Raw genomic sequence first — 20,047 nt, forward strand, 5'->3', positions numbered from 1 at the left:
GCCAGCCGCAGCGGCGGCGGTGCGACCCGGCGCATCCGGCCGGTCCGATCCTCGATGACGGTGAGCAGGACCATCGGCGCGCCGGTCCGGTCGCGGATCACGGCGTTCCGGGCCAAGACGATGCGGGGTCCGCTCGCAGGCGTCTCGATGGCGCGCTCCGTCACCAGCACGGGTGACCCCGTGTCGAGGAGTGTCCGGTCGTCGTCCACGATCCGGTCGGCGGTCGCCTCGGGAAACACCTGGTCGGCCGTCCGGCCGACGACCGCGGCCCGCGACACGCCGAGCAGCGCCTCGGCCGCGCTGTTCACCAGCACGTAGCGCCGGTCGCGCGCGTCCCTCACGACGATCGCGTCCGGCAGGTTGTCGAGCACGCCGGTCAGGAACGTCACGGTCTGCTCCGCCGCGGCCTCGGCGCGGCGCTGCGCCGTGATGTCCTCGTGGGTCGACACCCAGCCGCCGATGGCGAGCGGCCGGTTGGTGACCCGGATGACGCGGCCGTCGGCCAGCTCGATCTCGCCGGTGGTCGCCCGGCGGTCCGCCATCCAGCCGATGAACGCCTCCGGGCAGCCCGGAAACGTGCCGACGCGCGCCTTGCGGCGCAGCAGTCCCTCGAACGGCAGGCCGGGCTCGGCCTCCTCGCGCGAGATCCGGTACATCTCGAGATAGCGGTCGTTGCACAGGACGAGCCGCATCGACGCGTCGATGCCGACGACGCCGTGGCCGATATTGTTCACCGCGGTGTCGAGCGTCTGCTTGGCGCTGCGGATCGTGTCCTGGACTCTTTCGCGCTCGGCGGCGGCGGCCGAGGCGTCGAGCACGGCGTGCGACGAGGCCGTGTCGGTCCACCGGTCGGCGCCGGCCTGGGTCTCGCCCGCCGAATGCTGCACTGCGCGCCGCAGCGCGAGGGCGAGCGCCGTGGCCGAGAGCCCGATCACCGCGACGACGGACGCCGCTCCGACAGTGCCGTTCGACAGGAGGGCCGCGATCGCGACCGCCGCGAGGGTCGCGATCAGCGCGGCCGTGGCGCCGGCGAGCCGGGCGATCCTGCGGCTGGAATGCCGGCCGGGCCGGATCGTCGTCGGGAGGGCCGGAAGGGTCGTGTCGGGATGATGGGTCATGGGCTCCACGTGCTCTGGTTTTGCGGCGTGGAGACTTCGATTAAACTCCTAATGGAACTTTGTTCGAATGCGAGACGACGGACGCCCTCCGTCCCGGTCGCGCCGCGGGCGGCGCCCGAATTCCGCGGCGATTCAGGCGGGCCCGGACGGTTAACGCCGGCGTTTACCATGGCGGCGCTTTCAGCGCGGCCGCGCCGCCCGGCGCTGTTCCGAGGAGCACGCATGACCAGGACCGAGACTTCGCCTGCGGCGTATCTCACGCTCCAGTTCCTCGGCTGGCTGGCCGAGCACCCGCGCAGCTATGCCGAGGTGATGGAGGCTTGGCGGACGAGCTGCCCCCGCCTGTCGATCTGGGAGGATGCGCTGATCGACGGCCTGGTCGAGATCGGCCCCGGCGCCCCGAGCCGCGACACCGCCCCGGTCCGCCTCACCCCCCGCGGCCGGGTAATGATGGCGGCCGGAGAACGTCCATGCGCGTTTGAAGGAGGAGTAAATCAACGGTGAGTTGTAGAGGCGGCCCTGGGTCTGTAACTTATGCACCCAACGGCTTTAGGGGACCTCATGACCAACACAGCAGACGACACACCGAAACAGGACGATTCACCGAAAGAGCCTGCACTGACGGAATCGGTTCTCAAGCGGATGTCGAACGCCGAAAGAGCCCTCACTTTTGCGGGTGGGCTATTTTCCGCCTGCTTTGCAATTTGCGTCACATATATCGTGTTATCTCTTTTTCTAGTTAAGTTTACGAGCGCCGATGTTGTAAAAACGGAAGGTGCCTTAGAGTTCATCTACAAAAATTATCCGCGAGAGTTTTTTGTGCTGTTTTTGGCGCTTGCCTCGGCGTTCATTGCATTGAATATTTTTTCGAAATTGGGAAGTCTTCAGAGTCAAATCATACGTCGCGAGGATAGGGCTCTTCTTGAGCCGCTGATCTCGGAAGCGCGCTCTGAATCGATAGATCAATACATCAGGCTGTCAGCGCTTTCCGGGTTTTCTGGAACGTTCACAAAGCTCGGATTTACTGGTCTTCCATTAGCGACCATCGCACTCACTATTGGCCTGATACTGCTCTCGGTGGTGGTCACAAATCAAACCCGCGCAGATCAAATCCTTGAGCTCGGGAAGCTTACGCTGGGTGCGTTTATAGGCTCATTCGTTCAGCGGAATATCGAACAGCAACGCCGAGTGGGCTCATCAGAACCGGGCAAGAACCAATATCCTGAATCGCTGCCGTGAGCCTGCCAATCATTTGCGCGCGAACTTGGCGAACTCGCTCACCACGCGCTCGTAGACGGGGCGCTTGAACGGGATGATCAGGCCCGGCAGGTTTTCCAATTTCTCCCAGCGCCACTCGGCGAATTCGGGCTCGTGGGCGCCGCCGCCGGGCGCTGCCACGTCGATCTCGCGTTCGTCGCCGGTGAAGCGCAGGGCGTACCACTTCTGAGTCTGGCCGCGATACTTGCCCTTCCAGGCCTGGCCGACGATGTCGCGCGGGATGTCGTAGGCGAGCCACTCGGGCACCTCGCCGAGCTTCTCGACCGAGCGGATCGAGGTCTCCTCCCACAATTCCCGCAGCGCGGCCGGCCACGGATCCTCGCCCGGATCGACGCCGCCCTGCGGCATCTGCCAGGCGTGGACCTCGTCGACGTGCTCGGGGCCTTCGGTGCGGCGGCCCACGAAGGCGAGGCCGTCGCGGTTGAGCACCATCACGCCGACGCAGGGACGGTAGGGGAGGACTTCGAAGCGGGTCATCGCTGGCTCACCGTGGGCGGCCGGGCCTCTCATTGGGGAGGGCCCAGCACCTTTCGATACTTCTCGATCTCGGAGACGACCAGGCGGCCGGCATTGGCCGGCACCATCTCGTCCTCGGTCGCCGGGATCGAGCCGAGATCGTCCATGCGTTTCTGCAGCGCCTCGCTGGCCACCGCCTTGCGCAGCGCCACGTTGAGCCGGTCGATCACGGCCTGCGGCGTGCCCTTGGGCGCGAACAGCGCGTTCCAGCCCTGCTGCTGCCACTCGGGCAGGCCGGCCTCCGTCGCGGTCGGCACGTCGGGGATCGTCTTCATGCGGCCCGGCGCCGAGACGACGAGGCCGCGCACGAGACCGTTCTGGATCGCGCCCGACACCGACGCGGCGGCATCGCAGACGCCGTCGACCTGGCCGCCCATCAGGTCGTTGAGGGCAGGCGCGGCACCGCGATAGCTCACCAGCGTCACGTCGATGCCGGCGGCCGCCATGAAGGTCTTGCAGATGAGATAGTTCGACGAGCCGATGCCGGCGTGGCCGAGATTGACCTTGCCGGGGTTCGCCTTGACGTAGGCGATGAACGCCTTCAGGTCGGCGGCCGGAAAGTCCTTGCGGACGGCGATCACCGGCACGGTCTTGGCGGCGAGCCCGATCGGGACGAAGTCGTCGTTGGTGTACTTGATCTCGGGATAGATCGCGTAGGCGGCCGCGTTGGTGCCGACATTGCCGATGGCGATCATGTAGCCGTCGGCCGGCGCGCGGGCGACGCGGGCGAGCGCCGTCGAGCCGCCGGCGCCCGGGACGTTCTCGTTGAGGATGCGCTGGCCGAGCGCCTGGCTCATCTGCTCGGAGACGATGCGGGCGATCACGTCCGACGTGCCGCCCGCCGCGAACGGCACCACCATGGTGACGGGGCGGGTCGGATAGTCGTCGGCGACGGCCGCCGGCGGCGCGACGGCCGTGGCGAGGGCGGCGACCAGGAGAGCGGCGGCTTTCATGGCGGAGCTCCGGGAAAACCGGGGGTCGACGGCGGGTCGAAGAGTCGCAATCTAGACCGTTTCCCGGTCCGGCGGCACCAGTGGCCGAAGAAAATCACAAGGCTCGAACACGACCGCGACAGCCGCCGGACACCCGAATGCGGCATCGAGGATGGCGCCGGCGCGCGCCTCAGCTCGGCTTGGCCCGCGCGGTCAGCGTCGTGATCGGCACCAGCACGATGCCGCGGCCCTCGGCCTGCTTGATCCACTGGGCCAGCCGCTCGATCGACAGCGGCAGCGCGCGGGCGACGCCGACGGCGCTGCCGGCCTCGCGGGCCGTCGCCTCCAGCTTCGCGAGCGCGCGGTCCATCTCGGCGTTGGACGGCACCGCGTCGAGCACCACGGCCGCCTTGGCGAAGGGCAGGTTGTTGGCGCCGGCGAACTGGCCGGCGAGGCTGCGCGGCGACGAGCCGTCGTCGACATAGACGAGGCCGCGCTTCGCCACCTCGCGCAGCACCGGGCCGATCGCCGTCTCGGTCGAGGTGAAGCGCCCGCCCATGTAGTTGATGATCCCGACATAGCCCTGCATGCGGCTCATCGCCCACTGCATGCGATCGACGTTCTGCTCGGAGGTGAGCGAGGTGAGCAGCGTCTGCGGCCCCGGATCGTTGTCCGGATACTCGAACGGCTCCATCGGGAGCTGCAGCAGCAGCTCGTGGCCATCGCTGCGCGCCTTGGCGGCGAGCTTCTCGATATCGCCGCCATACGGCACGAAGCCGAAGGTGACGACGCCGGGCAGCTTCCTCATCGCGTCGGCCGTCGCGGTGGCGCTGACGCCGAGGCCGCCGACCACGAGGGCGATCCGCACGCTCTGGGCGGTGGCGCCCGCCGGCGGTTTCCGCGCATAGGCGGCCGAGGGGCGGGCCCCGTCGAGGCCGATCCGCGGCACGTGGCCGTGCCGGGTCGCCTCGAGCAGATGCGGCTCCACGGCCGCGACCTTCTCGCCGCCGCCGCCGGCCGGAAGCGTCACCTCCTGCCGCTTGCCGGTCGAGCCGTCGATGATCGTGATGGTCTGTCCGCCCGCCGGGGGGGCCGCGGCGGGGGCCGGCGCTGCGGCCACGCTCTTGTCGGCCGCCGGCGCCTCGGCCGAGGGGGACGCTGCCGGAGCCCCACCGGCCGAAGCGGCCGGAAGCGTGCCGGACGGCAGCTTGATCACGGCTACCGGCTCGCCGCCGAGCGGGTCGTCGACCACGAAGGCCCAGCCCACGAAGCCGGCCATGCACAGGCCGAGCAGGGCCGCGATCGGCATGCCGATCGGGATATGGCGCCGCTTGTGGGGGGTCTCCGCTACGCCGAGCGGCTTTTCCAGGTCGTCGCCGGCCACCGGGGCCTCCTCGCGAATCACGTGCGCGAGTCTAGCACGGGCGAATCACCGCTGGCCCAGCCCAACATCCTGATCCCGTGCAGCAAACACCGGAGCCGAGCGGGCCCGGCCGGTCGCAAACAAAAGGGGCGGCCCTGCGGCCGCCCCTTGGTCTCGTGGCGGTGTGACGCCGGTTCAGTTCGGCACGGAGGCGGCCTTGCCGCTCGGCGGGAAGGCGGCGTTCACCTGGGTGCCGCGCATCAGGTCGAGGGCGAGATTGAGCGCCTTGTCGTCCTTGGCTTCCGGCGGCACGTAGGACTGCGACCCGGCCTGCTCCTCGCCGTCCGCCTTCAGATGGCCGCGCAGCGAGGATTCGCCACGCATCTCGGCGCGCGACTTCACCTCGTCCGGCACGTCCTGCAGGACCTCGATGTCCGGCACGATGCCCTTGGCCTGGATCGAGCGGCCGGCCGGCGTGTAGTAGCGGGCCGTGGTCAGCCGCAGCGCGCCGTTGCCGGCGCCGAGCGGGATGATGGTCTGCACCGAGCCCTTGCCGAACGAGCGCGTGCCGACCAGGGTCGCGCGCTTGTGATCCTGCAGGGCGCCGGCGACGATCTCGGAGGCCGAGGCGGAGCCGCCGTTGACCAGCACGATCACGGGCTTGCCCTTGGTCAGGTCGCCCGGACGCGCGTTGAAGCGCTGGGTCTCGTCGGGATCGCGGCCGCGGGTCGAGACGATCTCGCCACGGTCCAGGAACGTGTCGGAGACCGAGATCGCCTGGTCGAGCAGGCCGCCCGGATTGTTGCGCAGGTCGATGACGAAGCCGCGCAGCTTGTCGGCCGGGATCTGGGCCGAGATGTCGCCGATCGCCTTCTTCAGGCCCTCGGTGGTCTGCTCGTTGAACTGGGTCACGCGGATGTAGCCGACGTCCTGGCCTTCGATGCGGCTGCGCACCGAGCGGACCCGGATGATGTCGCGCGTGATGGCGATCTCGAGCGGCTTCTCGGCGCCCTTGCGCATCACCTTGAGGTTGATCTTGGTGTTGACCGGGCCGCGCATCTTCTCGACGGCCTGGTTCAGGGTCATGCCCTGCACGGCCTCACCGTCGAGATGCGTGATCACGTCGTTGGCCCGCACGCCCGCCTTGGCGGCCGGCGTGTCGTCGATCGGGGCGACGACCTTGACCAGCCCGTCCTCCATCGTGACCTCGATGCCGAGGCCGCCGAACTCGCCGCGGGTCTGCACCTGCATGTCGCGGAAGCTCTTCGGGTCCATGTAGCTCGAATGCGGATCGAGCCCCGAGAGCATGCCGTTGATGGCCGATTCGACGAGCTTGGAGTCGTCGGGCTTCTCGACATAGTGCGAGCGGACGCGCTCGAAGATGTCGCCGAACAGATTGAGCTGACGATAGGTGTCGGACGACGCGGCCTTGGCGGTCGACCACAGGAGACCGGTCGGCGGCTGGGTCGCGAGCACCGTCAGGGCGGCACCCGTGGCGGCCCCGAGCAGAACCAGTGAAGTCTTTCGCATCATCCGCGGACCTTCTCGCTATCGTTGGTTGCCCACCATGGGGACGGATCGACGGGGAGACCGTCTTTCCGGAACTCCACGTAGAGGACTGGTTGTGATGATCCGGGGGTGGCGCTCGCCATCGCCGGGCCGCTGCTTCCCATCGTCCCTACGGGCTCTCCGGTCAGGACGAATTGGCCGAGGTCGACCGTGATCCGTTCCATGCCCGCCAGCAGCACATGATATCCACCGCCGGCATTGAGGATCAAGAGTTGGCCGTAAGAGCGGTACGGGGCGGCGTAGACGACCCAGCCGTCGCACGGTGCCGTCACCTGTGCACCCGTCCGTGCGGTAATGGACAGCCCTTTTTCCGTCCCGCCATGCGTGTCGGAGGCGCCGAACTCGCGCAGCCGCATGCCGTTGACGGGCAGCGGCAGCGTACCCTTGGCCGAGGCGAACGCGATCGCCGGCGCCAGGCGGCCCGGATCCCTCAGGGCGGCGAGGTCGCGCCGCGGCTCGGCCGCCTGGCGCTCCGCGTTCTGGCGCGCCGTGCGGGCGGCCGAATCGAGATTCTGCTCGAGCCGCGCGATCAGGTCCTTCAGATTGTCGGCCTGAAGCGCGAGCTGCATGGCGCGGCGGCGCGCCGTGTCGAGCTCCTTCTCGACCTCGCCGAGGCGGCGCTGGCGCTCCTCGATCAGCATGCCGAGCCGGGTGCGCTCCTCGGACAGGACGGCGAGGTCGTTGGCGCGTTTGGTCTTCTCGGCCGAGCTCTCGCGCCGGACCCGCACCAGGTCGGCCAGATCGGTGGCGAGCGCCTCGGCCTCCGCCTTCAGCTCGGGCAGCACGGCGCCGAGCAGGATGGCGGTGCGCACCGATTTCAGCGCGTCCTCGGGCGAGACCAGCAGGGCGGGCGGCGGCCGGCGGCCGAGACGCTGCAGCGCCGCGAGCACCTGGGAGATCACGGCCCGGCGTGATTCGAGCGAGCCGTTGATGCCGTGCTCGGTCGACTCCAGCAGATCGAGCCGCGCCTCGATGGCGGCGATCGCCTGCTCGGCGCCGCGCACCCGCGCGGCCGTGTCGATCATGGTCTGGTTCAGCTTGCGCCGGTCCTCGCCCAGGCGGTCGATCTCGGCGCGCAGCGTCTTCTCGGTCTCGGACGCGCGCTTCTGCTCGGCCCGGATCGTCTCGAGCTCCTGGTCGCGCTGGCGGATGGTGTCGAGCGCCGCCGGTCCGCGCACGCGCTCGGACTGGGCGCCGGCCGGCGCCGCGGGCGCGACCGCGCAGGCGAAGGCGAGCGCCAGCGAGAGCGCGGCGTGCGCGGGTCGTGAGGACTGGCTCGGCGTCATCGGTTGCGCGGTCGGTCCTGAATCGCGGAACGCGGGAACGGATCGCCTGTAGCCGTCGATTGGGGCGGCTTCGCGTCCCCGCCGTCCAGCGCGGATGAATTCGCGTCCATCATTTGCGGCTCAGGCCCGGTGATACGGATGCCCCGACAGGATCGTCACGGAGCGATAGAGCTGCTCGAGCAGCATCACGCGCACGAGCTGATGCGGCCACGTCGCGGCCCCGAACGACAGGGTGACGTCGGCGCGCCGCCGAATCTCGGCCCCGAGCCCGTCCGCTCCGCCGATCACGAACACGGCGGCCTCGCGTCCCGAATCGCGCCAGCCCCGGATCTCGCCCGCGATCGTGGCGCTGTCCAGGTTGCGGCCGTGCTCGTCGAGCACGACGGCGGCGGCGCCGTCCGGAATCACATTGGCGAGCGCGATCGCCTCCTCGAGGCGGCGGCGCTCGACCTCCTGGGCGCGGCTGTCGCGGATCTCGACGACCTCGATGCCGCGCAGGCCGATCGCCCGGCCCGCCTTCTCCAGGCGATCGAGATAACGCTCGGCGAGGTCGCGCTCGGCGCCCGATTTCATCCGGCCGACCGCGGCGACCACGAGCCGCATGGCCGGTCCCTGCGGCTCAGCCGGCGCGGCGCGTGCCCGTGTCCCCGGCGGCCCACATCTTCTCGAGAGCGTAGAAGCTGCGGACTTCCGGACGGAACACGTGGACGATCACGTCGCCGGCATCGATCAGCACCCAGTCGCAATGCGGCATGCCCTCGACCCGGGTCCGGATGCCCGCGGCGCGCAGGTCCTCGACGACCCGGTCGGCGATCGAGCCGACATGGCGGTTGGAGCGACCACTGGCGATCACGACCGCGTCGGCGATCGCGGACTTGTCGCGGAGATCGATGGTGAGGGGGTCCTCGGCCTTCATGTCGTCGAGGCGCGCGAGGATCAGTCGGATCGTCTCTTCGGCCTCGGGGCGCTTCGGCGATGCCGGTTGCAACGGAACCGCATCGGACGCGACCTGGCGGGAGACCACGGCGGGCTTTCTTTGGGCGCTCGCCCGCGAGCGCGCAGATGTCGTCAGGGGACCTTCCTTCCAGCAAGACCCGGGCCTGTCTGTCCGGGCGACTCACAAGATAAGTGGTCGGGGTAAACGGATTCAACCACCCCCGGTGCCGCGCCTGAGGTTTCTTTCCGACTCGTGCGTCCGGGCCACAATGGCCGGCACCGCGGCCGCGTCCTCGTCCCCGTCGGCGGTATCGGGGCGGCCGTCGTGATCGCCGGCTCCGTCGCCGGCGGTCGGCCGCCGCTTGGCGCGCAGCTGCGTCGAGGAGAGCGGCGACTTCAGCCCGTGCAGGAAGGTCCAGGCCGGCGGCTTCAGCATCGGCAGGCGGACCGCGTTCTCCTCGCGCACCCGGGCGAAGGACAGGGCCCGCCCGGCGACGCCGGCGCTCGCATAGAGGCTGGGGCCGAGCCGGTCCACCACCACGATCGGGACGAGCGCGGCGATGCCGCGCCAATTGTTCCAGCGGTGGAAGCTGCGCAGGTTGTCGGCCCCCATGATCCAGACGAAACGCACGCCGCGGCAGCGGGTCACCAGATACCGCACGGTATCGTAGGTGTAGCGCACCCCGACCGCGGCCTCGACGCCGGTCACGTCGATGCGCGGGTGGTGGGCGAGCGAGCGGGCCGCCGCGATGCGCTCGGCGAGCGGCGCCAGGCCGGCCGTGTTCTTGAGCGGATTGCCCGGCGTGACCAGCCACCAGACGCGGTCGAGCTGGAGGCGCCGCATCGCGAGCAGGCAGGCCGCGAGATGCGCCTCGTGGGGTGGATCGAAGGTGCCGCCGAACAGGCCGATCCGCATGCCGGGAGCATAGAGCGGCACGCGGTAGTCGCGGCCCAGGAGCGCCGTGTCCTGCCGCGCCGGGACGGGCCGGAGCGAATCGTACGCCATGGACATGGAATCGAGGATCCCTCCGGCTCCGCTCGCTCCCTCCCGGCCGGGGAGGATCGCTCGACCCTAAGGACGGGTCTGGCCCGAGCCGCGGATGCGGTACTTGAACGTGGTGAGCTGCTCGACGCCGACCGGGCCGCGGGCATGCAGCCGGCCGGTGGCGATTCCGATTTCGGCCCCGAACCCGAACTCGCCGCCGTCGGCGAACTGGGTCGAGGCATTGTGCAGGACGATGGCGGAGTCGACCTCGGCCAGGAACCGTTCGGCTGCCGCCGGGTCCGCGGTCACGATCGCGTCGGTGTGGTGCGACCCGTAGTGGTTGATGTGGTGGATCGCCTCGTCGAGGCCGTCCACCACCTTCACGGCGATGATGGCGTCGAGATACTCGGTGTACCAGTCCTCTTCGACCGCGGCGGTCACGCGCGGGTCGACGGCGCGGGTGTCGGCGTCGCCCCGCACGGCGCAGCCGGCGTCGAGCAGCATGGTCACGAGCGGCGCCAGATGCGTGCCGGCGACGGCGCGGTCGACCAGCAGGGTCTCGACGGCGCCGCACACGCCGGTGCGTCGCAGCTTGGCGTTCATCACGATGGTCCGGGCCATCGCGAGGTCGGCCGCCGCGTCGATGAAGATGTGGCAGTTGCCGTCCAGATGGGCGAACACCGGCACGCGCGCTTCCGTCTGCACGCGGGCGACCAGCTCCTTGCCGCCGCGCGGCACGATCACGTCGATATTGCCGTCGAGCCCGCCCAGCATCAGGCCGACGGCGGTGCGGTCGCGGGTCGGGACGAGCTGGATCGCGTCTTCGGGCAGGTCGGCGGCCCGCAGGCCTTCGGTCAAGGCGGCGTGGATGGCCCGCGACGAGCGGAAGCTGTCCGAGCCGCCGCGCAGGATCACGGCGTTGCCGGCCTTGAGGCACAGCGCGCCGGCGTCGGCCGTGACGTTCGGCCGGCTCTCGTAGATCACCCCGATGACGCCGAGCGGCACCCGCACGCGCTCGATCCGCATGCCGTTCGGCCGGGTCCAGGCGTCCGTCACGGCCCCGACCGGATCGGCCAGGCCGGCGACCACCTCGATCCCGTCGGCCATGGCGGCGATGCGCTTGGCGTCGAGGCGCAGGCGGTCGATCAGGGCGGCCGTGGCGCTGCGGCTGCGGGCTTCGGTGACGTCCTCGGCATTGGCGGCCAGGATGTCGGGCGCTGCCGCGCGCAGCGCCGACGCCATGGCGGACAGCGCCTCGTTCTTGTGGTCGGTCGTCGCCAGAGCGACGAGGCGCGACGCCGCACGCGCACGCCGGCCGATGTCGCCGAGCACGGCGGTCAGGTCGGGGTTGCGGCTCGTGGTCAGGGTGGCGCTCGTCATCGACATGCCGTTGTCATCATGCCTTCCTAGCATGTCGACAGGCCCGCTGCGAAGCCGGCCCTCGTTCCACCGGTTGCGGGGCAGAGTGGCGTTTCGGGCGGATCCCGAGGCCGACGCCCGCCGCCGGCACGAATTCGTCCTGTCGGAGCACGCCATGACCCCCAAGCAGCGCCTGCCCCGCCGGTTTCCGGTGGGGACCCGCCTCGTCGTCGAGGGCGAGCCGGACCGCAAAGGCGCGCTCCGCGTCGTCTCGCGTTATGTCGTGATGCCGAACGGCCAGCGCTACGACCTGATGCCGTCCGCCGACGGGCCCTCGCCGCAGGGGCCGATGCCGCCCCGGACGGGGGGCGCGCGCCGGCGGCGCCAAGCCGTCTCGGCCTGACTGCAGGGCTCCGCCTGACGGCGAGGTGCCGCCGGAACGCCGCCCGAGCCGCGTCGCTAAGCCGCGTCCTGCCCGAACCGTGCCGCATTGGGCTGACATCTGTTCCCGATCCGGACGGCCCCGCCGTCCGGTCGAGGGAAGAGACATGATCCGAGAGCGCCGTCCGATCGCCGTCCGCTTGGCCACTCGCCTAGCCACCCGCTTGGCTGTTCTGGGCCTCGTCGTGGCGGGGCTCGTGCTCGCCGGGCCGGCCCGGGCGGCCGACCCGGTCTACCCGCCGGGCCTCAAGGTCGGCCTCTCCCCGGCCGGGGGCCTGCGGGCGTCCGACCGGTTTCCGGGCTTCGAGGACAAGGACACGGGCGCCTCGGTGCTGATCCTCGAAGTGTCCGGGCAGAGCATCGCCGAGACCTCCAAGCAGATCAGCCGCGACCGCCTGAAGAAGCAGGGCATCACCGAGGAGCGCCGCGAGAGCTTCCCGGCCGGCGGCAATGGCACGCTGGTGGCCGGCCGCCAGGAGGCCGAGGGCAAGGCGGTCCGCAAATGGATCCTGCTCGCCCCGGCCGGCGAATCCTCGGCCCTGGTGATCGTCCAGGTTCCGGAGGAGTCGACCAAGGCCTATTCCGACGACGCGGTCCGCGGCATGCTGGCCACCGTCGCGATGCGCGAGACGGTGCCGATCGAGGAGCAGCTCGGCCTGTTGCCGATCCGGCTCGACGAGCTCTCCGGCATGCGCCCGATCCGGGTGATGGGCAGCGCCGGCGCACTGCTCACCGAGGGCCCGAAGGACACGGTCGACGTCGCCGAGCAGCCGCTGCTGCTCGTCTCGATCGGCCGCGGCGGACCGGAGGAGAACGCCGCCCGCGACACGTTCGCGCGCAACCTCCTGGCCGGGTTCGGGGCCTACAAGGAGGTGCGCATCGTCGGGACCGAGATGCTGCGGCTCGGCGGCGGCGCCGCCCAGACCCATCAGGTCATGGCCGAGGCCAAGGACCCGAAGACCGATACGCCGATCAAGCTCGTCCAGTGGGTCCGGTTCGGCGCCGGCGCCTATGTGCGGATCGTCGGCATCGCCCGGAACGAGGCCTGGAGCGACGCCTTCCCGCGCTTCCGCGCGGTGCGCGACGGGGTCAATCCGCGGGGCTGACGGGTCGCGGGCCCGCTCACGACCGGACCAGCAACAGCTCGATCCAGTCCGTCTCGGCGAGCGCGTCGAGCGGCTGAATCGGCAGGATTCCGCCCGGCGTGATCCTCGACGTCGAGAAGCCCATGCCGCGCAGCTCGTCCAGCATGGCGGCAGGGTCGAGCCCGCCGCTGCGCAGGATCAGCGGCGTGAACTCGCAGAACACGGTGAGCGGACGCCGCTGAGCGAGCAGCGTCCGCATGCCCTTGAACACCAGGGGCTCGGCGCCGTCGACGTCGATCTTGATGAAGTCCACGGGCCGCGCCCCGTCGGTCAGGACATCGTCGATCGTGACCGTCTCCACCGTGGACGCGGCGGAGCCGAACGCCACCCCGTGGGCCGCGGCGAAGTCGCGGATGCCGACCGAGAGCGATCCGGTGCCGTAGGCGTTCTCGAAGAAGAAGTCCGTGCTCCCGGCGGCGTCGCTCACGGCCTTGTTCACCAGGGTGCTGCGTCCCTGGAACCCGTTGAGCTCCAGGTTGCGGCGGAGCAGCTCGTGGTAGGGAGGCCAGGGCTCGAAGGCGGTGACGTGCCCGTCGGCGCCGACCAGGTCGCACAGCATCAGCGTGAAGAAGCCCATGTTTGCGCCGACGTCGACCGCGTGCATGCCGGGGCGGACGTAGTCCTTGAGGCGGCGGGTGACCCATTCCTCCCAGTAGCCGTCCATCAGGTAGCAGGCGCCGACCTGACTCTTGGTGTCGACATACATCTTGTGGCCGTACACGGTCTTGGTCAGCGCGATCCCGTCACCGACATAGGCGATCGGTCGCGGCGGCGGCGCGGTCAGGTCGAAGTCCGGTGTGCGTGGCGAGATCGGCGCGCGCGGCGGTACGGCACGGCCCGGCGTCGCCGGCGGCGGCGCGCTGCCGACGGGGGCGGAGGGCCTCGGGCCGTGAACGGTGCGCAGCTCCGACAGCACCGCTTCCGAGTGCCGCAGGCCCGGATCGTCGGCACCGTGGAAATCCAGGGCCTCCAGCCGGGCGGCCTCGACCAGCGTGCCGAGACGATCGGAATCCGGTCCCGGCCCGTCCGCCTCCAGCACGGCGCGGAGCTGATTGACGCGGATTCTGAATCGGCTCGCCGGCAGCGCGGAGGGCGAATTCTGGGCCCGCTCCCAGCACGCCTGGGCGAGCTCCAGGCGTCCCTGACCGGCGGCCACGTAACTGATCAGATCGAGCGCGTCGTCGTCGGCCGGGAGATCGAACGCCTCGTCGGCGAAGCCGTCGAGCGCCGTGTGCAGCGCTGCGACCTCGCCCGCGTTGATGCGCGCGTCGACGAGGAAACGATGGCAGTGGAGGCGCGCGCCCGGCTCGCGGGCGAGCGCCAAGGCCTTGGCGAACTGCTCGGCCGCGGCGGCCGAGCGGGTGCGGTCGGCGAACAGCGCGACGCCGGCGCTGAACGGGCCGTACCATGCGGGCGCGCCGAGTTGCTCGGGCCAGTCGAACGCCGCGTCGGTCTTCCGCAGCACGAAGGCGACGGGCGTCAGCCGGGTGTAGCCGGCATGGATGCAGACGCCGCACGGGCCGCTGCGCAGGCTGGTCATCCGGTTCAGGCGATGGATGTCGCGGCGTGCCGTGGCGCGGTTCCCCGGCAACGCGCCGTTGTGGACGAGGTCGGGGTGGCCCTGAAGCTCGAGGCCGCGCAGGGCGGACCCGAACAGTGCGCACTCGTTCCACAGCGAAAGAACCCCGGGAAGGAAATAGGGCGCGTCGAGCGAGTACTCGGTGGTGATGAGGGCGTGCCCGCCCGGCGTCAGGACCCGGTGAATCTCACGGAACATCGCGACGAACTCGGCGAGCGTCGAGACGTGCTCCACCGACGAGCACGACCAGATCACGTCGAAGCTCTGGTCCGGGTAGTCGATCGTCCGCATGTCCATGTTGCGGACGGTCAGGTGCTTCCGCGGGTAATCGAACGGGCTCGCCGCGTAGACCTGATCGATGGCGACGCGCGACTCCGACCAGGCGCCGCCCGCGTGATAGAGGTCGGTCGCGATCACCTCGTCGCACAGATGCGCGAAATGGTGCATCAGCGACTCCTGCCCGACACCGAGGCCGAGCATCGCCTTCGGGCGCCGGCTTCCGTACAGCTCCTCGAACGCCTGCGCGAGCCACAGGAACTCCCAACGCTTGCGCGGCGTGATGTGGGCGGCGTCGTCTCCGAAGCGGCTGCGGAAGCCGGCGCCGAAGCCGGGCCGCAGGAGGTCGGCCGCATCGGCGAGTCTCGGGTGGACGGTGAAACGGTCGTGGCGCGACGTCATGGGTGTTCCTGTGGCGGCGGCGCTGTCGCGGCTCGGCGCGTGCGCGGCTTCTCGTGACGGCGCGCTGTGGCGCCACGGGGAGTCGTAGAGAGTCCGACGCGCGCCGTCGACGTGGGATTTGCCGTGATCCACTTCGGGGGCACCGAATGGAGCTCGATCCAGGACGACGATCCGCGATCGGCGCGATGCCGTCTCGTCAGGATGGCCTTGCAATACCGGCGCGGCGCGCGGGCGGGATCATGAGCCTGTGCCGACGGGCCTGTGTCGGCTTGGCACGGCGAGCCCGCGTGACTTATGGTCGGCGCGACGTCGCGATTCGTCCCTTCTCTCCAGGCCGACGACACCTCTCGACAGCTCGTCCGAAGCTCTTGCACGGCGCGACCCGGGCGCCGGCGGCGCGGTGCCGTCCGGATCTGTTCAATTCCTCGATACGCGACGTCGGAGCGGCAGGAAGAATGCGAATTCTCATCGACGCGCGCGTCAGCTCGATTCCCGAAGGCACCGGGATCGCGACCTACGCCCGCACCTTGGCGAACAACGTGTCGGCCTGCGATCACGAGGTCACGCTGCTGCGGGCCGAGAACGTCGGACGGCTACGGCGGGCGCGCAGGACCGATCGGGTCCCGAGCGCCGTGCTCGCCTTCGATCATCCGGGCAGCTCGCGTCCGCCCGAGAGCTACCGGACCTCGGACATTCCGGGCTGGGTACGAAACCGGTTCTGGTCGTTGCGCGGATTGGCCGACCTGGCGTCGCTGTCCTACGGGACCGGCGGGCTCGACGAGATCGACGACCTGTCCACTCTGCAGACACAGCACCTGCACGACCGCTTCGGACGCTTCGCGTCGGTGATCAACGCCAGGAACGTGTTCGACCACGCGCTCGAACGATTCCGCAAGCGCGACCGGATTCTCACGCTCCGTCCGAGCCGCCGGATCGACGTGGCGCACTTCACCTCGATGCTGCCGATCCGGGTGGCGGGGGCGCGCACCATCTATACGATCTACGACCTGATGCCGCTCGTCATCCCGTTCGCGACGCTCGACAACAAGGAGGCCTACTTCCGGCTCGCGAGAAAATGCTGCGAGATCGCCGATGCGATCGTTACGATCTCCGAGTTCTCACGTCGGGAGATCGCGTCGGTGTTGGGCGTGCCTGACGACAAGATCTTCAATGCCTCGCTGACCTACGACATCCCGCCCGCCGTGCTGGCGCGCGACGTCCGAGACATCACGGCGAGCCTGGAGAAGAACTTCAAGCTGAAGCCGCGCGAGTACTTCCTGATGGTCGGCGCGATCGAGCCCCGCAAGAACGTGGCGCGCGCCGTCGAGGCTTATCTCAGCAGCGGGGTCGGTGCGCCTCTCGTCATCTGCGGGCCGCGAAACGCGCTGTCGGCCGAGCAGTTGCGCAGCGTGCCGCCGCAGTCGCCGGACGACGGGGACGAGGGGCGCGATCGCAACGTGATCCTGCTGGAGTATCTGCCTCGCTCTCTGGTGTTCGACCTGATCCAGGGGGCGCGGGCCCTGGTGATCCCGTCCATCGCCGAGGGATTCGGGCTGACCGCGCTGGAGGCGCTGGCGCTCGGCACGCCCGTGATCGCATCGACGGCGGGGGCTCTGCCCGAGGTGTGCGGCACCGCGGCGCTCTACGTCGACCCGCACGACGTCGGTGCGCTGAAGGAGGCGTTCCGCACCGTGTACGCCTGGACCGACTCGGCCCTCGAGGCGGCAGGCCGCCGCGGCCGACGGCAGGCCGGACAGTTCTCGCCGGAGGCGTTCCGGGCCAGGCTGAGCGAGCTGTACGGTCGCCTGGCTGCGGCGTGAGCCGCCGGCCGGAGGCACAGACCGTTCGACTGTCGGATCAGGCCTTGCCGGCGTCTCCGGGCGGCTCGGTCTTGGCGGAGGAGCCGGCGCTGGCCGTCTCGGCCGGGGCCTGGCCGGCCGGCGCGGCCTTGGGGCCGCCCTTCGACACGCCGACCATGGCCGGGCGGAGCACGCGGTCGCCGATCATGTAGCCGGACTGGACGACCTGCACGACGGTGCCGTTCGGGGTGCTCGGATCCGGGATCTCGAACATCGCCTGGTGGACGTTCGGGTCGAACTTCTGGCCGACCGGATCGAACTTCTTCACGCCGTTGCGATCCAACGCCTTGAGGAGCTCGCGCTCGGTCAGCTCGACCCCCTCGATGAAGGCGACCAGCGGCGCCGGCATGGCCTCGCGGCTCTCGGTCGCCACCGCGGCGAGGGCACGGCGGAGATTGTCGGCGACGCTCAGCATGTCGCGGCCGAAGCCCGAGATGCCGTAGGCGCGGGCGTCGGCGACCTCGCGCTCGGTGCGCCGGCGCAGATTCTCCATCTCGGCCAGGGTCCGGAGCAGGCGGTCCTTGTTCTCGGCGGCCTCCTTGGCAATCGCCGCAACGTCGACCGGCGGGTCGGCCTGCTGCGGGCCGGTCGCTGCGATCGGATCGGCAGGCTGGGTCGCCGAGTTGCTGGGCGCGCCTGCGGCCTTCGCCTCGGGGGCGGGCGCGGCGTCGCCGGCCTTGTCGTCGGTCATGGCGGTCCGTCCGTGTGCAAGAGAATGTTTCGACCCCGGATATCGGGCCGCGAAGCCGGAAAATCAAGCGTTTCGGCCGGCATACCGGCCCGCGGCGCCACGGCTCACCCGCCCAGCAGGCGGCCGACCACCCGGGCCGTGTAGTCGACCATCGGGACGATGCGGGCATAGTTGAGCCGGGTCGGCCCGATCACCCCGATCACCCCGACGATGCGGCCGGCGCCGTCCCGGTAGGGCGCGATGATGGTCGACGAGCCGGACAGCGAGAACAGCTTGTTCTCCGAGCCGATGAAAATTCGTACCCCCTCCGCCGATTCGGCCCGGCCGAGCAGGTCGACGAGGCCGCGCTGGGTCTCCAGCTCGTCGAAGAGCTGGCGCACCCGCTCGAGATCCTCCAGCGCGTGCAGGTCCTCCAGCAGATGGGCGTGGCCCCGCACGATCAGCCGCCGCTCCTCGGTGTCGCCGCCCGACCAGCTCGCGAGGCCGGCCGAGACGATCCGCTGGGTGAGCTGGTCGAGCTCGGCCTGGCCCGCCGCGAGCGCCGTCTCCAAGGCCGCCCTGGCGTCGAGCAGGGTCTGGCCCCGGATGTGGTGGTTGAGGAAGTTGGTCGCCTCCACCAAGGCGGAGCTCGGCAGGCCGGGCGGCAGCTCGACCACCCGGTTCTCGACCTGGCCGTCCTCGGCCACCAGCACCACCAAGGCGCGCGACGGCTCCAGCCGGACGAACTCGATATGCTTCAGCCGGGCGTTCGACTTGGTGGTCAGCACCACGCCGGCCGCGCGGGTGAGCCCCGACAGCATGGCGGAGGCGTCGGTCAGCACGCTTTCCATCGAGCGGCCGGCGGTGGCGACCTGGGCCTCGATGCTGCGGCGCTCGTCCTCCGGCAGGTCGCCGACCTGCATCAGCGCATCGACGAAGAAGCGCAGCCCGAACTCGGTCGGCAGCCGGCCCGCGGAGGTGTGCGGGGCGTAGATCAGGCCGGCCTGCTCGAGATCCTGCATGACGTTGCGCACCGAGGCCGGCGACAGCGTCATCGGGATCAGCCGCGACAGGTTGCGCGAGCCGACCGGCTCACCCGTGGCCAGATAGCTGTCGACGATACCGCGGAAAATCTCGCGGGAGCGCTCGTTGAGCTGGACGAGGCTGGAGCCGGAGCCGATCGGAACGTCCTGGGACAAGGGCCGGGTCTCACGCAGACGGGTTGGGACCCCCAGATTTGTCCTTCCGGCAGGCGGAGCGCAAGGCGCCCGTGCGGCGGGCGGGTGTCCCGCACAAGCAGGCCTTGCCGCCCCGACCGGGCCGACCTAAAAGCGAGCCGCCGATCGTGCGCTCGCGGCGTCTGCCGTTTCCGCCGAATCCGAACCTTTCGCCACAGCGTCTTTCGCCGAGGAGCCTTCCATGCGTCCGAGCCACCGCCAGCCCGACGAGCTGCGTGCCGTCTCGCTCGAACGTGCCGTCGTCAAATATGCCGAGGGCTCCTGCTTCGTGAAGTTCGGCGACACCCATGTGCTGGTCACGGCGACCCTGGAGGACCGGCTGCCGCCCTGGCTGAAGGGCCAGGGGCGCGGCTGGGTCACGGCCGAGTACGGCATGCTGCCGCGCGCCACCTCGGAGCGCACCCGGCGCGAGTCCTCGGCCGGCAAGCAGACCGGCCGCACCGTCGAGATCCAACGCCTGATCGGCCGCAGCATGCGGGCCGTGGTCGATCTCGAGGTGCTGGGCGAGCGGCAGATCACCATCGACTGCGACGTCATCCAGGCCGACGGCGGCACCCGCACGGCCTCGATCACGGGCGCCTGGGTGGCGCTGCACGACTGCCTCGCCTGGATGAAGGCGCGCGACATGCTGCGCAACGGCGATCCGCTGCGCGACCACGTCGCCGCGGTGTCGTGCGGCGTGCATGCCGGAACGGCCGTGCTGGACCTCGACTATGCGGAGGATTCCAACGCCGACACGGACGCCAATTTCGTCCTCACCGGCAACGGCGGGATCGTCGAAATCCAGGGCACGGCCGAGAAGGTGCCGTTCTCCGAGGAGCAGTTCATGGCTCTGCTGGCGCTCGCCCGGAAGGGCATCGGGCGCTTGGTCGAGCTGCAGAAAATGGCGGTGATGTGAACGCACACGCGCATCGTCCGCTGACCGGCCGGCTGGTCGTCGCGACCCACAATGCCGGCAAGCTGCGCGAGATGCGCGAGCTTCTGGCCCCCTACGGGATCGAGGCGGTCTCGGCCGGCGAGCTCGGCCTCGCCGAGCCCGACGAGACCGGCACGACGTTTCGCGAGAACGCCCACATCAAGGCGGCGGCCGCGGCC

At 70.2% G+C, this 20,047-nt stretch carries 20 protein-coding genes; 7 read left to right on the forward strand and 13 right to left on the reverse strand.

The window, feature by feature from the left end; all coding sequences use genetic code 11:
* The coding region (locus CH341_RS05980) for a PAS-domain containing protein (protein WP_146604385.1) at positions 1-1,118 on the reverse strand (1,118 nt) is incomplete at its 3' end.
* A gap of 222 nt (positions 1,119-1,340) precedes the next feature.
* On the opposite strand from CH341_RS05980, the gene CH341_RS05985 reads away from it, so the two are divergent.
* Positions 1,341-1,622 (forward strand): hypothetical protein, encoded by a 282-nt coding sequence (locus CH341_RS05985; RefSeq protein WP_111418120.1) that lies wholly within the window; start codon positions 1,341-1,343, stop codon positions 1,620-1,622.
* A 57-nt stretch (positions 1,623-1,679) separates the two neighbouring features.
* On the forward strand, positions 1,680-2,357 hold the full coding sequence (locus tag CH341_RS33600; RefSeq protein ID WP_146604386.1) for a hypothetical protein: 678 nt from the start codon (positions 1,680-1,682) through the stop codon (positions 2,355-2,357).
* A 9-nt stretch (positions 2,358-2,366) separates the two neighbouring features.
* On the opposite strand, the gene CH341_RS05990 is transcribed toward CH341_RS33600, so the two are convergent.
* From CH341_RS05990 to CH341_RS06030, 9 genes are all read right to left on the reverse strand, one after another.
* Complete coding sequence (locus CH341_RS05990) at positions 2,367-2,873, reverse strand: RNA pyrophosphohydrolase (RefSeq protein WP_111418121.1); 507 nt, start codon at positions 2,871-2,873, stop codon at positions 2,367-2,369.
* 29 nt (positions 2,874-2,902) lie between these two features.
* Positions 2,903-3,865 carry a tripartite tricarboxylate transporter substrate-binding protein gene (locus CH341_RS05995; protein ID WP_111418122.1) on the reverse strand — a complete coding sequence of 321 codons (963 nt, stop codon included), beginning with the start codon at positions 3,863-3,865 and terminating at the stop codon, positions 2,903-2,905.
* A 169-nt stretch (positions 3,866-4,034) separates the two neighbouring features.
* Positions 4,035-5,228, reverse strand: coding sequence for a divergent polysaccharide deacetylase family protein (locus tag CH341_RS06000; RefSeq protein WP_245430899.1), 1,194 nt, complete (start codon positions 5,226-5,228; stop codon positions 4,035-4,037).
* Between the two features lie 174 nt (positions 5,229-5,402).
* Positions 5,403-6,740: a S41 family peptidase gene (locus CH341_RS06005; RefSeq protein WP_111418123.1), complete on the reverse strand. Its 1,338-nt coding sequence runs from the start codon at positions 6,738-6,740 to the stop codon at positions 5,403-5,405.
* Positions 6,737-8,062, reverse strand: coding sequence for a murein hydrolase activator EnvC family protein (locus CH341_RS06010; protein ID WP_111418124.1), 1,326 nt, complete (start codon positions 8,060-8,062; stop codon positions 6,737-6,739). Before CH341_RS06010 ends, CH341_RS06005 begins: the two co-directional genes overlap by 4 nt.
* 120 nt (positions 8,063-8,182) lie before the next feature.
* Positions 8,183-8,665: a 23S rRNA (pseudouridine(1915)-N(3))-methyltransferase RlmH gene (gene rlmH / locus CH341_RS06015; RefSeq protein WP_111418125.1), complete on the reverse strand. Its 483-nt coding sequence runs from the start codon at positions 8,663-8,665 to the stop codon at positions 8,183-8,185.
* 16 nt (positions 8,666-8,681) lie between these two features.
* Positions 8,682-9,086, reverse strand: a complete 405-nt coding sequence (gene rsfS / locus CH341_RS06020) for a ribosome silencing factor (RefSeq protein WP_210208192.1) — start codon at positions 9,084-9,086, stop codon at positions 8,682-8,684.
* Between the two features lie 123 nt (positions 9,087-9,209).
* A complete protein-coding gene (locus CH341_RS06025) occupies positions 9,210-10,010 on the reverse strand; it encodes a nicotinate-nucleotide adenylyltransferase (RefSeq protein WP_342635000.1) in 801 nt (266 codons plus the stop codon).
* Positions 10,011-10,070: 60 nt separating this feature from the next.
* Positions 10,071-11,363 carry a glutamate-5-semialdehyde dehydrogenase gene (locus tag CH341_RS06030; protein ID WP_170149494.1) on the reverse strand — a complete coding sequence of 431 codons (1,293 nt, stop codon included), beginning with the start codon at positions 11,361-11,363 and terminating at the stop codon, positions 10,071-10,073.
* A gap of 154 nt (positions 11,364-11,517) precedes the next feature.
* On the opposite strand from CH341_RS06030, the gene CH341_RS06035 reads away from it, so the two are divergent.
* The gene (locus CH341_RS06035) at positions 11,518-11,745 is read left to right on the forward strand and encodes a hypothetical protein (RefSeq protein ID WP_146604387.1); all 228 of its coding nucleotides are present in this window, start codon (positions 11,518-11,520) and stop codon (positions 11,743-11,745) included.
* 178 nt (positions 11,746-11,923) lie between these two features.
* Entirely contained in the window at positions 11,924-12,889 is a 966-nt protein-coding gene (locus CH341_RS06040; protein ID WP_146604388.1) for a hypothetical protein, read from the forward strand.
* A gap of 16 nt (positions 12,890-12,905) precedes the next feature.
* Here CH341_RS06040 and CH341_RS06045 read toward each other — a convergent pair whose 3' ends face one another.
* On the reverse strand, positions 12,906-15,185 hold the full coding sequence (locus CH341_RS06045; protein ID WP_111418131.1) for an FkbM family methyltransferase: 2,280 nt from the start codon (positions 15,183-15,185) through the stop codon (positions 12,906-12,908).
* 455 nt (positions 15,186-15,640) lie between these two features.
* Between CH341_RS06045 and CH341_RS06050 the strand changes: the two genes are divergently transcribed.
* The gene (locus CH341_RS06050) at positions 15,641-17,005 is read left to right on the forward strand and encodes a glycosyltransferase family 4 protein (RefSeq protein WP_170149492.1); all 1,365 of its coding nucleotides are present in this window, start codon (positions 15,641-15,643) and stop codon (positions 17,003-17,005) included.
* Positions 17,006-17,042: 37 nt separating this feature from the next.
* On the opposite strand, the gene grpE is transcribed toward CH341_RS06050, so the two are convergent.
* Positions 17,043-17,735: a nucleotide exchange factor GrpE gene (gene grpE / locus CH341_RS06055; RefSeq protein ID WP_111418133.1), complete on the reverse strand. Its 693-nt coding sequence runs from the start codon at positions 17,733-17,735 to the stop codon at positions 17,043-17,045.
* A gap of 104 nt (positions 17,736-17,839) precedes the next feature.
* On the reverse strand, positions 17,840-18,913 hold the full coding sequence (hrcA, locus tag CH341_RS06060) for a heat-inducible transcriptional repressor HrcA (protein ID WP_111418134.1): 1,074 nt from the start codon (positions 18,911-18,913) through the stop codon (positions 17,840-17,842).
* Positions 18,914-19,133: 220 nt separating this feature from the next.
* Between hrcA and rph the strand changes: the two genes are divergently transcribed.
* Both rph and CH341_RS35735 read left to right on the forward strand, forming a co-directional pair.
* Complete coding sequence (gene rph, locus CH341_RS06065) at positions 19,134-19,850, forward strand: ribonuclease PH (RefSeq protein WP_111418135.1); 717 nt, start codon at positions 19,134-19,136, stop codon at positions 19,848-19,850.
* Positions 19,847-20,047: non-canonical purine NTP pyrophosphatase (locus tag CH341_RS35735; RefSeq protein ID WP_281022006.1), on the forward strand; the 201-nt coding region annotated here is incomplete at its 3' end. The genes rph and CH341_RS35735, both read left to right, overlap by 4 nt.

This window comes from Rhodoplanes roseus (genome assembly GCF_003258865.1).
Lineage (GTDB): Bacteria > Pseudomonadota > Alphaproteobacteria > Rhizobiales > Xanthobacteraceae > Rhodoplanes > Rhodoplanes roseus.